Genomic DNA, 12,917 nt, shown 5'->3' on the forward strand with positions numbered 1-12,917 from the left:
CCCATAATTTTTATATCTATTCTTTCTGATATAAAAAGGTACAACAAAAAATTGCACCCATTTATGGTATTAGAAATGTGTTTATTTACTTATTCTGTCCCCATAAATCACTGACCCAACCACCGATATGATCATCATAATGATTATCTGAAAAAGTCGGCGATGCTTTTATAGGGCCATCATGATGACATTCAAGAAGTTCAGATATATGCCTCGCCATCGGATCATCGGTGGACTGCATTTGCCTTTTTTGGGCAATTTCCTTAATAATCTGTAATCGATATGACGAGTTCATCTTTTTCATCTTTAACTCCTCTAAGTAAAATACACAAATAACAACCAAATAAAAATAGGCTTCTCCAAGGATTACGTCAAATAACCAATATCAAATCGTCATATCACTAGCGCAGAAAAGTTAACTTTAATTACTTAAAAAACAATACCTTAATATTAATCACATTATTTTTAAAAAGGCCCTCACCTGATAATTAATTTAACCATATGATTCTCATGAACTTTTAAATAAATATTTTTTTCTTAATTCTTAATTATTCATACGCTAATCTCATTATTACATCACAATTAGCTACGTTAATTTTATGACACATCTGTTAGACTATTAAACAGCTATAATTAACATCAAGTAACACGGTTATTTGTAATTATTCCAGGAGTATTCGTGCGTTTATTACCTATTATGACTTTTTCTTTAGTGGGCTTACTCAGTATCACTATTAATGCTAACGCAGACACATTGGCACCCTCTTCTACTATTAGCAGTGTGCCAATTCAAAAAAATAATACTCCAACAAATATAGAGAGTAATTTAGAGCAATCATTACCGAGAAAAAACAACCAATGCAACAAGACATTGAACTATAAGGTTTTTTTTGAAGGGCATGATATCGGTAATTATCAACGTAATTTGGTATGGAATGGTACTCAAGCAGATATTTATACAAAGAGTACTGTTAATGTATTAATCACTACAGCAAAATTAAACCAACATTCAAAGCTGCATTGGTCACCACAACGTCATAGTTTTGTGACAGATTCTTTTGAACGTAATATAAAAGGATTAATGACAGGCAACGTTTCTGCTACTTTTACTGATAACGGTGCAAAATCTACCGTGATTGAAGATGGTAAATCATATCAATTTAGTGAAAGTTTATTACCAATTCTGGATGGCGATACGATTGGTGCGCAGATGCGATTAGATATTATGCAAGGTAAGAAGAGTTTTGACTTTATACTGCAAAATAGTGACGACACTAGCCATTACTACTTTAAGGTTATCGGAGAAGAAACAATCGCAACTAATTTTGGTGATATAAAAGCAATTAGAGTTGATCAAATAAAGAAAAAAGATCGTAAACTCTCATTGTGGTTTGCACCTTCAATTGACTATCAACTCGTACGAGCAACTTACAAACGTAAATTACTCGATCTAAAAGCAGTATTAGTCAGTAAAAAAATAATCTGTCCTAACCCTGTTCTAATAAAATAACACGACTATTACGGTATTAAACAGTTATGTAATCACTAGCTGTTTATTGCCGTTATTTTGCTACCGCTTTACTGCCAATAATTTTATAGGCTGGTGTGCCACGAACCAATGTTTCACGGCCAAATACCATCTGACATTCAGGACAAACACAGGCTTGCAGAGTAAAATCTTTACTTATTCTCTCTTTAAAACATTTTACTAATGCGCCCTTTCCACCTTTGCGATATTTAAACAATAACGTTTTACAACGGCCACATATTACATCAACCGTTTTAACCGGTCCTTTTTTATTGGGTTTTGCCATTATATTTATATTCTTATTACGATTGATGAGAACGTATTATTGCAAACCTCACCAATTGATCAATAATTAGCCTATCCTGTTTAAAAACATGTGCTAGATTACCATATTTAGGTTGGTGGCGATCATTTTCATAAGCATGTTGCCACCCCTTTGTCGTTGATATAAATAACTCAGCAAACTGTGGTGAAATCATTAAACACCCAGCAAGCACTGTATCAACATAAGTTTGAATAATCGGTTTTTTAGGGCATGGTGTACAAAAATTATTATTTGTATACACCCAAACAACACCTTCTCTTTTGAGTGATTGATCGTCGATAAATGTAATATCTTGCCATGCAATCTCTACTCGTTGATAACCATGCTCACGTTTATCAAACTCAACTAATGCCACTGCATCAATTTCAACTAACACACCATTACATTGGCCTTGTTCTTGAACAACGACTAATGGCGAAGGGTAACTCCCTTCTATCTTACCCCAATATCGCTGTAATCCTTCAACTAACACTGGTATTGCAGCACCGGTGTTTCCCGTTCGTTGTCGTGAAAATGTATTAATTAAACTACCATAACCAAAAATATACATAACACTCCATATTATAATGACGTTATTGATTAAGAGCTAAAACGGTAACGAAAAGAAATCACTAAAATCCATCCACTGCTGTTGATACTGCATTAACGATTTATCGTCCATAACTCTAAATTGAACCCCATCATTAGGCTTTACTTGAGCAAGACGGCATAAATCCATTCGCGCAATACATCCTAAAATAGGGTATCCCCCTAATGTTTGACGATCATTTAACAATATAATGGGTAATCCATTCGCTGGAATTTGAATCGCGCCAATAGCAATAGGCTGTGAAATCACTCCTGTGATTACACCCTCAATTTTTGTCCCTTGCAAATGACAGCCCATACGATCAGATGCCGGTGTTACTTGATATTGCTGTTGATAAAAAATATTTTTTTGCGAGAGTGAAAAGCATTCAGCTTGATAACCTTCAATAACATGCAATACAATCTCTGTACTATAATCTGGAATATAGAGACAAGGTACCGTTGAATATGTCGGTAATAATGGTGCAGCATAAGCCTCAAGAATATCGTCTTTAGCCACAGATTGACCAAATTGTAATCCTCCTAAATGCTCTCGCATAACCGTTGATACACTGCCAAGTACTACCGGAACTTTAAAACCGCCACGAATAGCAAGATAAGTGCGTAACCCATATTTAGCCACACCAAATTGTAATCTTTGCCCTTTATGAAGTAAAAAACTTTGCCATGGCGAAATAGGCTGGCCATCAATCGTTGCTGCCATATCTGCTCCGGTTAATGCACACTGGCAATCTTCTAACGCTTCAAAACAAGCTAAACCAACCGTCAATTCTAATTGGGCGGCATTACTATCATTAGCTAATAAATGGTTTGCCCAACAAAATGCATGCAAATCCATTGCTCCACCTTGAGTAATACCTTGTTGAGCAACACCATAACGACCAAGATCTTGTATTAAGGATAATATGCCTGAATTTATTACGACCAAGCCGAGCATATTACACCTCCAAGATCCAAAAATTGCGAGCGCTCAATTGGATCAAATTTCACTTTATCGCCGATCTTAAAACAAGATTGTGGATAAGTGTCGGCTTCAAATACCGACTGTGGGCAATTACCAATAATTTGCCACCCACCAGGACTACATTGTGGATAAATAGCGGTTTGTTGATCAGCTATCCCCACACTACCAGCAGGAATACATTGCCGCGGTGTAGCATGACGAGAAATAGCGATCTTAGGTTCAACAAGAGATAAAAAAGCAAAGCCCGGCGTAAATCCTATCGCCCCAACATCATAAATTTGGCGACTATGTACTTCAATGACAGCCTCTATCGACAAATGTTTTAATGCCGCTAATACAGGTAAATCAGGACCAACTTCAATATCATAATACACCGATAAATGGTGAACCGTTGCAATAGAAGATCGCTGTTGATACTCATAATCTTGAGACCATATCAAAATAGTTTGTTGTAATTGTTCAAAATCACAGGTACCCAATTTATATTGCAACAACACCTTGGTATATGACGGAATAATCTCAATAATATAAGGAGCATATTGCTGCTGAATATAGACAATAAAATCAGCAATACATTGAGTGATTTCTGGTGCAATAACGGCGCTAAATTCAACCATTAGCGTCCCTTCTGAAATCGGGGTAATTTCCATATATTTCCCCATTATATTAATGATAATTAATTGATTTTTATGAGTGCTGCTAATTTCTTAATGAGCCTCATTGCTTGCGGATTATCGCCATGTACACACACAGTATCAACATCTAATATTAACCATTCTCCAGTATGTGTTTGTACTTTCCCTTGCAGTAATTGTTGCATCTGTTGTTGAACCTCTGCCACCGAACTTAATACTGCCTGTGGTTGATCTCGTGGCATGAGCATACCCGATGCCAAATATGTTCGATCAGCAAAAGCTTCATAGATTAATGTCACGTTATAACGTTTAGCTATCATTTTATAACGGTGATTATCTTTTCGAGAAAGTACCACCAAAGCCAATGGATGAAGACGATTACAATTGAGTTGACTTAATGTCTCTACAATAACAGTAAAGATCTGGTCATCCTTCATCATATCGTGATAAAGCGCACCATGAGGTTTCACGTAATATAAACAAGAATGATGTAATTGACATAAACTGTCTAGCGCACCAATCTGGTATGCAACCAAATTAGCAATTGAGGTTAAAGAGTGAACAATATGGCGTCGACCAAAACCTAACTTATCATCATAGCTAGGATGAGCACCTAACATAACATCATATAAGTTAGCTAAGTGGATAGTTTCAGCCATCGTATCAGGATCGGATGCATGAAACCCACAAGCAATATTTGCCATTGAAATCATAGCCATTACATCACTATCATTGCCCTTTTTCCATGCACCAAAACTTTCTCCCATATCACAATTTAATTTCATTCGCCCTCCTAGCGCCAACACTATAGCTGTAAATATAATGTCGTTATTCCCTACTGAGTGTAGTATTAAATAACACGAATAATGATTTAAATTATCTACGCTATAACCATGATCAAATAATAAAAAGATAAAAATTCACATGAAGAAGGGCTACCAATGAAAACAATGTTAGTTTTAATCAGTATGGTATTTTTATTATCAGCATGCTCACCCACTATAGGTAGTGAAAAATGGTGTAACCAGCTAAAAGAAAAAGCGAAAGGAGAATGGAGTGCGAATGAAGCCGTACAATTCACCCAAAACTGTATTCTTCGTTCAGATGATGATAAGAATTAAGGCAAATATAATAGGCGAAAAAAAAGCTCATCAAATGATGAGCTTTTTTAAAAGATGGTGCCCCGGGCCGGACTTGAACCGGCACAGCGCGAACGCCGAGGGATTTTAAATCCCTTGTGTCTACCAATTCCACCACCAGGGCACGCAATTCAATGCGATGGGTAAGACACCATCTATAGATACCGCTATCTTAGCCATATCTTTTAATTCTGTTGTTACTATTTCATTTGCAAATAAGCAAATAAAAAGATGGTGCCCCGGGCCGGACTTGAACCGGCACAGCGCGAACGCCGAGGGATTTTAAATCCCTTGTGTCTACCAATTCCACCACCAGGGCACGCAATTTAATGCGATGGGTAAGACACCATCTATAAATATCGCTCTTAAGCCATATTTTTTAATTTTTAGCGATACATGAGGTTCCTGATCTTGTAAAATCAGGCGTGACCTCAACCTTGTTGAGTCACCTCTTGTATTGCTGAACACTGACAATGTCAATATTCTTAAAATTGGAGCGACACACGAGGTTCGAACTCGTGACCTCAACCTTGGCAAGGTTGCGCTCTACCAGCTGAGCTAGTGTCGCAAGAGGAAGTATGGAGGCGCGTCCCGGAGTCGAACCGAGGTACACGGATTTGCAATCCGCTGCATAGCCACTCTGCCAACGCGCCATATTTCCTAACCGATGAAACGTTGTTGTTTCGCGGTATGGGGTGCATTCTACGGATTACTGTAGATGAGTCAACTGCATTTTTTGATTTTACGATCGTTTGATTATTTTACATACAAAACAAGCCATTCCGATCACATGCTGCACAATGAGTTATCTATCTACATAATATCGCGCATTGAATCAGACGGAATAATCGCATCAGAACATGTTGTTACTCGATGACTGAGTTTTTGTGCCAACAATAATGACTGTGAAATCGATTGTTGGTTAATTCGAGCAGCAAGGTAACCAGCAACAAAAGCATTATCTACTATCTGATCGCCATACTGCACCGCTAGCTTGATACTTGCGACCCGTAATAGTGCATCAGAACGAATCACTAAACTGCACACCGTACATTCTGTTCTATTCGCTTGTTTAAATACAACCTCGCGACAACCCCATTTGATATAACGCTGAGTTAAATAACGTGAGCTTCCCCAAATTCTCATTTCATCATTTAAATCAACAAACGCGATATCAGCATAAGAAAATAGTTTTTCATACCAATACTGTGCTTGTTTCGTTGACCAAAGATCAGCACGGAAACTATTATCTAAGTAAACTTTACCGCCTTCTCTCTTATGTATTTCAAGTAAACTTAATAGCAATGTTTTATCATCATCAGTCAAAGCCGCAATGCTACTACCACTTATATAAATCGCTCCATAATCATTATTCGTCAGGGCTCGATTTAATAATGCTGGGCCATAAGTAAAATAATATCGCATCGCATTATCTTTATTCCAATAATGATGATGTTGCAGACCATGGCTATCTGTTTCAATAAAACATAAATTAGGAAATTTTGTTGCTAAACATTTTACTAAGCTGGTATCAATATTTTCTCGTTGCCAACATTGCAGCATGCTCATTGATATTTTTTCAATACCAATACATGTCGCATAACTAACACTAATAGCACGCGAACCGCCTAATCGAGCCAAATATAAAGCTCGATTAACCACATTACCACCATATGTTTGATATCGAGGTGAATGGTTAAGCTCAACTAATGCTTCCCCAAAAAAAACAATCTTCATATTTTCCCTCGCTAGAGATAGCGATAAATAATAATACGCCGATTAACATTGACTCATTAAAAGCGTAATACATTCCGTTTTATCTCTACCCTCACAATACTCTAGATTTAAGTTTTTTTCAGATGATAATAGGGCTTATTTAATAATAACAAAATATCCCTAATTATTAATATTTTGGCACTATTTTATGCTACTCATTAATGTTTATATTTATGATCAGTATCTCTTAAATCACTAGGGGCTATTGATTGACAATATCAAATAATCATCAATGCTTACTTATCAATAAATATTAGTATTAACAATTACAGCTGTAATCGTTAATACTAACAATATGTGATTTCCACTCTGGCATAGGTTACAATTCCAAGAGTGATAGGCTATTTAAGTACCAATAAGATCTATCGCTCTCTAATTATTATCTGCGGAGCCTTGCTCCTGTTTTTTATTGATATGGACTGAGATATGGAAGCAGAACAAACAGAAATACTTAATTTTATCAGCCAATACCCACCTTTCGACTTGCTACCAGAAGAACAATTGAATGAAATAGCAATCGAAATTGAAGTGGCTTATCACCGCGCAGACAGTATGATTTTAAATCTCGGTGATAGCATTAATGATTTATTTCTTATTCGTAGTGGTGCTGTTGAAGTTTATCGCCGTAAAGGGGAATTATATAACCGTCTAGATGAAGGTGATATTTTTGGGCAAATGGGATTATTAATGAATAATCGCGTAAGAATGCCAGCCAAAGCATTAGAAGACACCCTACTCTATTGCGTGCCAGGTACTCTTTTTACCAAACTCTGTGACGATTATGATAGTTTTGCCGATTTTGTTGAAGTCGATGATGGCTCTCGTCTACGGCATGCAGTATCACGTCAAAATGATGAAAATGACTTAACCACATCAAAAGTGCGCACCCTACTCACACGTGATGCGGTGATCCTTGATCAAAATGCAACCATTCAAGTTGCCGCTCAAACAATGGCAGAAGAAGGGATCTCTGCCCTGCTCATCTGTGATGAAAATATCACTGACGATGATGATGATAATGACTTAATCGTTGGCATTATTACTGATCGTGATTTGTGTACCCGCGTTTTAGCGCTTGGTGTCTCAACCGCCGAGCCTGTTTCGACAGTAATGTCAGCAGAACCAATTACTCTTGATCATAATGCTTATGTGTTTGAAGCCATGTTAACCATGCTACGCTCTAACATCCATCACTTACCCGTCATGCGCAATAAACATCCAGTGGGTATTATTAGTGTCTCTGACATTGTGCGCTATGAATCACAAAATAGCTTATTACTCGTCAGCAGCATTTATCAGCAACAATCAGTAGAAGAATTAGCGGTTCTCTCAACTCAAGTTAAAGATTGTTTTGTACGAATGGTCAATGAAGATGCTAACTCTCATATGATTGGTAGCGCGATGGCTGAAATCGGGCGTAGCTTTAAACAACGTCTACTTGAACTTGCAGAAGAAAAATATGGCTCCCCCCCTGTGCCTTATTGTTTTCTTGCTCTCGGTTCAATGGCACGTGATGAACAACTGATTGTGACCGATCAAGATAACGCTATCATTCTTGATAACAACTTCAATTATGACAAACATAATGCTTATTTTGAGCAACTATCTAAATTTGTTTGTGATGGATTAGCTGAATGTGGCTATACCTATTGTACTGGCGATATTATGGCAACCAACCCAGAATGGCGTAAAACGCGTCAACAATGGGAAGATTGTTTCGCTGAATGGATTGATAACCCTAAGCCAGTCGCATTACTTAACAGCTCAATCTTTTTTGATCTTGGTGGTGTATGGGGCAAAACTAAATGGGCCAAACAATTAAATGGCTTCATTGTTCGTCGAGCACGAAATAGCTCTCGTTTCTTGTCCTGTCTTGCACGTAACGCTTTAAACCGCACCCCTCCATTGGGATTTTTTAAAGATTTTGTTATGGAAAAAGATGGTCGACATAATAACTCAATCAACCTAAAGCGCCGTGGTACGGCACCATTAGCTGATTTAATTCGTGTCCATGCACTTGCGGTCGGTTCTCGTTCACAAAACTCACTTGAACGTCTTGATGATATTATCGATAGCGGTATTTTACCGCCAGGTCGAGCACAAGACTTACGTGATGCAATGGAATACATTTCTTTAGTGCGTATTCGCCACCAAGCATTAGATATTGAAGCAGGTATTGAGCCAGATAACAGCATTGAGCCTGAAAATATGTCTGATTTTGAACGTAGAAATTTAAAAGACGCATTCCAGATATTGAGTAAAGCGCAAAACTTTGTGAAGTTTCGCTATCAATCAGCCCGATAATAAAAAGAGCCGTTCATGTTTCATCACGGATCAAAACAACCTACTTCTGCACACTTTACACGTAATATGCCAGTACCAGACTGGCATTTACGTTTTAAAACATTAGCGCAAGAAGCTCAAGATAGCCGCATTAAATCTTATTATGAGACAGGTATTGTCTCTGAAGATACGCCACTGAGTGAGGTGCCTTTTGTTGCTCTCGACTTTGAAACAACAGGACTCAACTCAGAAATAGATGACATTGTTAGTATAGGATTAGTCCCTTTTGACTTACACCGTATTTATTGCCGCCAATCGCAACACTGGGTGGTAAAACCTAAGGTAAAATTAGAAGAAGACTCGGTTGTTATTCATGGTATTACCCACTCTGATGTGCAACAAGCACCTGACTTACGCCGTATCCTTGAATCAGTGCTAGACGCTTTGGCTGGAAAAGTGGTTGTCGTTCATTATAAAAATATTGAACGCCAATTTATGGATCGCGCCTTAGACATTCGTTTAGGCGAAGGAATTCAATTTCCAGTTGTTGATACTTTAGCTATTGAAGCAACCATTCAGCAGCAACAAATTAGTGGTTTGTGGAATAAATTAAAAGGTAAACGCCCAGGTTCAGTACGACTAGGTAAATGCCGTTCCCGTTATGGCCTTCCAGCCTATCAGCCACATCATGCGCTAACCGATTCTTTAGCGACTGCTGAATTACTTCAAGCACAAATCGCTTATCATTTTACACCTGAGACACCTATTGGATACCTTTGGGAATAAACAACACCTTTTCTATTCTCTTTCCATAAAAAAGCAGCCATTCAGTAAATATTCTGAATGGCTGCTTTTTTTATAACATTAACTTTATTACAACGAATGAACGAAAAGGCTATTTACGCTCAGTCCTAAAGCCCATCAATAAACTGACACACATAAGTAATAAAATAAATGTAAACGGTAATGCTGTCGAAATCGTACCGGCTTGTAATGCTTCAATAGCTTGAGTACCACCGACCCATAATAAAGCAATAGCAATAACACCTTCAACGGCTGCCCAGAAAATACGTTGAGCAACAGGGTTATCAACTTTACCACCAGCGGTAATACTATCGATTACCAATGAACCTGAATCTGATGATGTTACAAAGAACACCAGAATTAGAATCACTGAAATGAACGATAAAATAGTACCAAATGGTAATGCGTCGTACATTTCAAACATCGCTAATGGTACTTGAGTAATACCTTTAGTACCTAATGTACCAATATGATCCATAATTTGGTGAATAGCTTGGCCACCAAATACTGACATCCAAACAATCGTTACTACTGTTGGAATAATCAATACTGCAATTAAAAATTCACGAACAGTACGACCTTTTGAGATACGCGCAATGAATGAGCCTACAAATGGTGACCATGAAATCCACCAAGCCCAGTAAACAACCGTCCAAGCATGCATCCATTTTTCATCAGTACGATCATAAGGGTTACTTAGCGGAATAAAGTTTTCAATATAGCCCATTACTGTTTTTGGAATCGTATCAATAGAAATAGCAAAACCAACCAGTGCAACAAATATTAATAAGACAACAGCAACCATCATATTAATGTTACTGAGTAATTTAACACCTGAATCGATACCTTTCGCTACAGAAAAAATAGCGACACAAGTAACTACAATGATAATACCAATTTGCAGTTCTAAACCGCCATGAGTACCAAATACATGATTAATACCACTTGCCGCTTGTTGTGCGCCTAAGCCTAATGACGTAGCTAAACCAAATAGTGTTGCCAATACAGCAAGAATATCGATGATGTGGCCAGCCCAACCCCAAGTGCGATCACCAAGAATAGGATAAAACACAGAGCGAATAGAAAGTGGTAATCCCTTATTGTAAGCAAAATATGCCATTGATAAGGCAACAACACCATAAATAGCCCAAGGGTGGAGACCCCAATGGTACATGGTTGCACCCATCGCGACTTTAAATGCTTCAGGTGTTTCAGGGGTAACGTTCAAAGGTGTTGAACCGCCCCAACCTGTGAAATATGCAGCAGGTTCAGCCACACTCCAAAACATCAAGCCAATACCCATACCTGCGGCAAATAGCATTGATAGCCATGATAATGTTGTATGCTCAGCTTCAGCATCTTTACCGCCGAGACGGATACGTCCATACGGTGAAACAATTAATGCTAAACAAAAGAAGACAAAGAAATTACCAGCCCAAATAAATAAAGAGGCGAATTGGTTAACAATGGCACCTTTTACACTGTCTAATGTTGCTTTTGCGGTGGCTGGATCTGAAATTAAAATCGCAACTAAAAAAATGACTATTAATCCAGCGCTCACACCAAAAACGGCGTTATGTACATCGAATCCCCACTTTTGGACATTATCTTGGCCAATCGTGTAATCCGTATTATTTATACTATATTTATCGTGTTTACTCATTATTACGTCCTGTTAGATATCGCCCCAATCATAATATTTAGTCATGTAAATAAAAATTAAAGCGCCATTATATAACCACTAGTAGACAAGAACTGTCAATAGAGAGACAAAACAACCAAATAGCCTAAAATGGCTGATTTTCAGCCTAAAATAAAGCGATTACATTGACTATTTTTAGTCGCAATAATGGTTTTTTCTTTCGTACTCTAACCATCTATTGCTACAACTTTAGTTCCTTTGAAATTTTTAACTACTTTTTATAAGTGATTATAGTAAATTACATTAGGTTTTATTATTTTTAATCAATGAATTAGAAATAATATTTACCAAAAGTAAAAGAAACCATTATCAATACAAAGAAACAAAGAATATGGGTGTTAACTTACTATTTTATAAAAATGAAGAAGCCCATAATTGACTAATCGCTTTTGCAGTAAATAATAAAGCTTATTGATAGAAGAAGACGACCTAAAAACAACATATATTTAATTAGTAAGTTTTCAAAAATCAATCAATTTAGGTTGTTTTTTGACCAAAAAAGACATGAATCACGACGAATGTTCGCGATTAAGCAAACTCAAGTGAGATAAAAGTACACCCTTTTAAACAACCAATACCTGGTTTTTCACTCTGTTCAGGTGTAATAAGTACCAATGGTTGTCTACATTGTTCACAAGCCACAACTTTACCCTGCATCACTTTTTTTATCACCGCATGTTGGTCACTAAATGACTGTTTAGTTTGTTTATTTAATTGCGAAAAATCTAATTTCATCGTCTATTACTCTAAGATTAATATAAAAAGGGGAAGCTTTCTCCCCCTCTTTGATAACTATATGATGGTAATTTTATAACTCAAAATCATCAAAACTAGTCTTATCTACCTGACGCTCAAGAAAGGCAACCAAATCGTCATGCCCGCCAATGTAATGACCATCTAAAATAATTTGTGGCACTGTACGTACGCTAACATTCGCAATATGTTGAATAAAATCCACCATAACGGTTTTTGTTAACTCTTGACCTAATACTAATGTTGAATACTCAGTACCTTGCTGATCCAATAGTAGTTTTGCTTTTACACAATATGGGCAATTAGGCTGAGTAATGATTACATTTTTGTATTCACTTAATTGTTCAATCGTCAAACCGTGGTCGCTATTCATAGACTTATCTATCTTCAGTATTAAAAATGGCATTAACGATAAAACAA

General features: G+C 37.1%; 14 protein-coding genes and 4 tRNA genes. 4 read left to right on the forward strand and 14 right to left on the reverse strand.

Going from position 1 to position 12,917, the window contains the following annotated elements:
• Positions 1-85: 85 nt before the first annotated feature.
• Positions 86-304, reverse strand: coding sequence for a hypothetical protein (locus tag C9I86_RS04220; protein ID WP_080157796.1), 219 nt, complete (start codon positions 302-304; stop codon positions 86-88).
• Between the two features lie 375 nt (positions 305-679).
• Here C9I86_RS04220 and C9I86_RS04225 point away from each other — a divergent pair, with 375 nt between their 5' ends.
• A complete protein-coding gene (locus C9I86_RS04225; protein WP_107275731.1) occupies positions 680-1,510 on the forward strand; it encodes a DUF3108 domain-containing protein in 831 nt (276 codons plus the stop codon).
• Positions 1,511-1,562: 52 nt separating this feature from the next.
• Here C9I86_RS04225 and C9I86_RS04230 read toward each other — a convergent pair whose 3' ends face one another.
• The 5 genes from C9I86_RS04230 to C9I86_RS04250 are packed head-to-tail and all read right to left on the reverse strand — an operon-like array spanning position 1,563 to position 4,825.
• Complete coding sequence (locus tag C9I86_RS04230) at positions 1,563-1,814, reverse strand: hypothetical protein (RefSeq protein WP_080157798.1); 252 nt, start codon at positions 1,812-1,814, stop codon at positions 1,563-1,565.
• Positions 1,815-1,830: 16 nt separating this feature from the next.
• Complete coding sequence (locus C9I86_RS04235; RefSeq protein WP_107275732.1) at positions 1,831-2,403, reverse strand: gamma-glutamylcyclotransferase family protein; 573 nt, start codon at positions 2,401-2,403, stop codon at positions 1,831-1,833.
• A 36-nt stretch (positions 2,404-2,439) separates the two neighbouring features.
• Positions 2,440-3,378, reverse strand: coding sequence for a biotin-dependent carboxyltransferase family protein (locus tag C9I86_RS04240; RefSeq protein WP_107275733.1), 939 nt, complete (start codon positions 3,376-3,378; stop codon positions 2,440-2,442).
• Positions 3,360-4,055 carry an allophanate hydrolase subunit 1 gene (locus C9I86_RS04245; RefSeq protein ID WP_080157801.1) on the reverse strand — a complete coding sequence of 232 codons (696 nt, stop codon included), beginning with the start codon at positions 4,053-4,055 and terminating at the stop codon, positions 3,360-3,362. The genes C9I86_RS04240 and C9I86_RS04245 overlap by 19 nt, the downstream gene beginning before the upstream one ends.
• Positions 4,056-4,081: 26 nt before the next feature.
• Positions 4,082-4,825, reverse strand: coding sequence for a 5-oxoprolinase subunit PxpA (locus tag C9I86_RS04250; RefSeq protein WP_080157802.1), 744 nt, complete (start codon positions 4,823-4,825; stop codon positions 4,082-4,084).
• Positions 4,826-4,981: 156 nt separating this feature from the next.
• Here C9I86_RS04250 and C9I86_RS04255 point away from each other — a divergent pair, with 156 nt between their 5' ends.
• On the forward strand, positions 4,982-5,161 hold the full coding sequence (locus C9I86_RS04255) for a DUF3012 domain-containing protein (RefSeq protein WP_080157803.1): 180 nt from the start codon (positions 4,982-4,984) through the stop codon (positions 5,159-5,161).
• Between the two features lie 55 nt (positions 5,162-5,216).
• Here C9I86_RS04255 and C9I86_RS04260 read toward each other — a convergent pair.
• From C9I86_RS04260 to C9I86_RS04280, 5 genes are all read right to left on the reverse strand, one after another.
• Positions 5,217-5,303, reverse strand: a tRNA-Leu gene (locus C9I86_RS04260).
• Positions 5,304-5,411: 108 nt separating this feature from the next.
• A tRNA-Leu gene (locus tag C9I86_RS04265) sits at positions 5,412-5,498 on the reverse strand.
• Between the two features lie 173 nt (positions 5,499-5,671).
• Positions 5,672-5,747, reverse strand: a tRNA-Gly gene (locus C9I86_RS04270).
• An 11-nt stretch (positions 5,748-5,758) separates the two neighbouring features.
• Positions 5,759-5,832, reverse strand: a tRNA-Cys gene (locus C9I86_RS04275).
• 160 nt (positions 5,833-5,992) lie between these two features.
• Entirely contained in the window at positions 5,993-6,916 is a 924-nt protein-coding gene (locus tag C9I86_RS04280) for a PfkB family carbohydrate kinase (protein ID WP_080157804.1), read from the reverse strand.
• Positions 6,917-7,381: 465 nt separating this feature from the next.
• Here C9I86_RS04280 and C9I86_RS04285 point away from each other — a divergent pair, with 465 nt between their 5' ends.
• Entirely contained in the window at positions 7,382-9,259 is a 1,878-nt protein-coding gene (locus C9I86_RS04285; RefSeq protein WP_107275734.1) for a DUF294 nucleotidyltransferase-like domain-containing protein, read from the forward strand.
• Positions 9,260-9,274: 15 nt separating this feature from the next.
• The gene (locus C9I86_RS04290; protein WP_080157806.1) at positions 9,275-10,024 is read left to right on the forward strand and encodes a 3'-5' exonuclease; all 750 of its coding nucleotides are present in this window, start codon (positions 9,275-9,277) and stop codon (positions 10,022-10,024) included.
• A gap of 109 nt (positions 10,025-10,133) precedes the next feature.
• On the opposite strand, the gene C9I86_RS04295 is transcribed toward C9I86_RS04290, so the two are convergent.
• The 3 genes from C9I86_RS04295 to C9I86_RS04305 form a co-directional block, all read right to left on the reverse strand.
• Positions 10,134-11,705: a BCCT family transporter gene (locus C9I86_RS04295; RefSeq protein WP_080157807.1), complete on the reverse strand. Its 1,572-nt coding sequence runs from the start codon at positions 11,703-11,705 to the stop codon at positions 10,134-10,136.
• Between the two features lie 567 nt (positions 11,706-12,272).
• The gene (locus tag C9I86_RS04300; RefSeq protein ID WP_080157808.1) at positions 12,273-12,479 is read right to left on the reverse strand and encodes a hypothetical protein; all 207 of its coding nucleotides are present in this window, start codon (positions 12,477-12,479) and stop codon (positions 12,273-12,275) included.
• Positions 12,480-12,552: 73 nt separating this feature from the next.
• Positions 12,553-12,870, reverse strand: a complete 318-nt coding sequence (locus C9I86_RS04305; RefSeq protein WP_080157809.1) for a glutaredoxin domain-containing protein — start codon at positions 12,868-12,870, stop codon at positions 12,553-12,555.
• Between the last annotated feature and the right edge of the window lie 47 nt (positions 12,871-12,917).

The organism is Photobacterium sp. NCIMB 13483, from assembly GCF_003025475.1.
GTDB lineage: Bacteria > Pseudomonadota > Gammaproteobacteria > Enterobacterales > Vibrionaceae > Photobacterium > Photobacterium piscicola.

Coding starts and splice junctions, on each gene's coding strand:
- C9I86_RS04220 (WP_080157796.1), bottom strand. CDS start 304: ATGAAAAAGATGAACTCGTCATATCGATTACAGATTATTAAGGAAATT.
- C9I86_RS04230 (WP_080157798.1), bottom strand. CDS start 1,814: ATGGCAAAACCCAATAAAAAAGGACCGGTTAAAACGGTTGATGTAATA.
- C9I86_RS04235 (WP_107275732.1), bottom strand. CDS start 2,403: ATGTATATTTTTGGTTATGGTAGTTTAATTAATACATTTTCACGACAA.
- C9I86_RS04240 (WP_107275733.1), bottom strand. CDS start 3,378: ATGCTCGGCTTGGTCGTAATAAATTCAGGCATATTATCCTTAATACAA.
- C9I86_RS04245 (WP_080157801.1), bottom strand. CDS start 4,055: ATGGAAATTACCCCGATTTCAGAAGGGACGCTAATGGTTGAATTTAGC.
- C9I86_RS04250 (WP_080157802.1), bottom strand. CDS start 4,825: ATGAAATTAAATTGTGATATGGGAGAAAGTTTTGGTGCATGGAAAAAG.
- C9I86_RS04255 (WP_080157803.1), top strand. CDS start 4,982: ATGAAAACAATGTTAGTTTTAATCAGTATGGTATTTTTATTATCAGCA.
- C9I86_RS04280 (WP_080157804.1), bottom strand. CDS start 6,916: ATGAAGATTGTTTTTTTTGGGGAAGCATTAGTTGAGCTTAACCATTCA.
- C9I86_RS04285 (WP_107275734.1), top strand. CDS start 7,382: ATGGAAGCAGAACAAACAGAAATACTTAATTTTATCAGCCAATACCCA.
- C9I86_RS04290 (WP_080157806.1), top strand. CDS start 9,275: ATGTTTCATCACGGATCAAAACAACCTACTTCTGCACACTTTACACGT.
- C9I86_RS04295 (WP_080157807.1), bottom strand. CDS start 11,705: ATGAGTAAACACGATAAATATAGTATAAATAATACGGATTACACGATT.
- C9I86_RS04300 (WP_080157808.1), bottom strand. CDS start 12,479: ATGAAATTAGATTTTTCGCAATTAAATAAACAAACTAAACAGTCATTT.
- C9I86_RS04305 (WP_080157809.1), bottom strand. CDS start 12,870: ATGAATAGCGACCACGGTTTGACGATTGAACAATTAAGTGAATACAAA.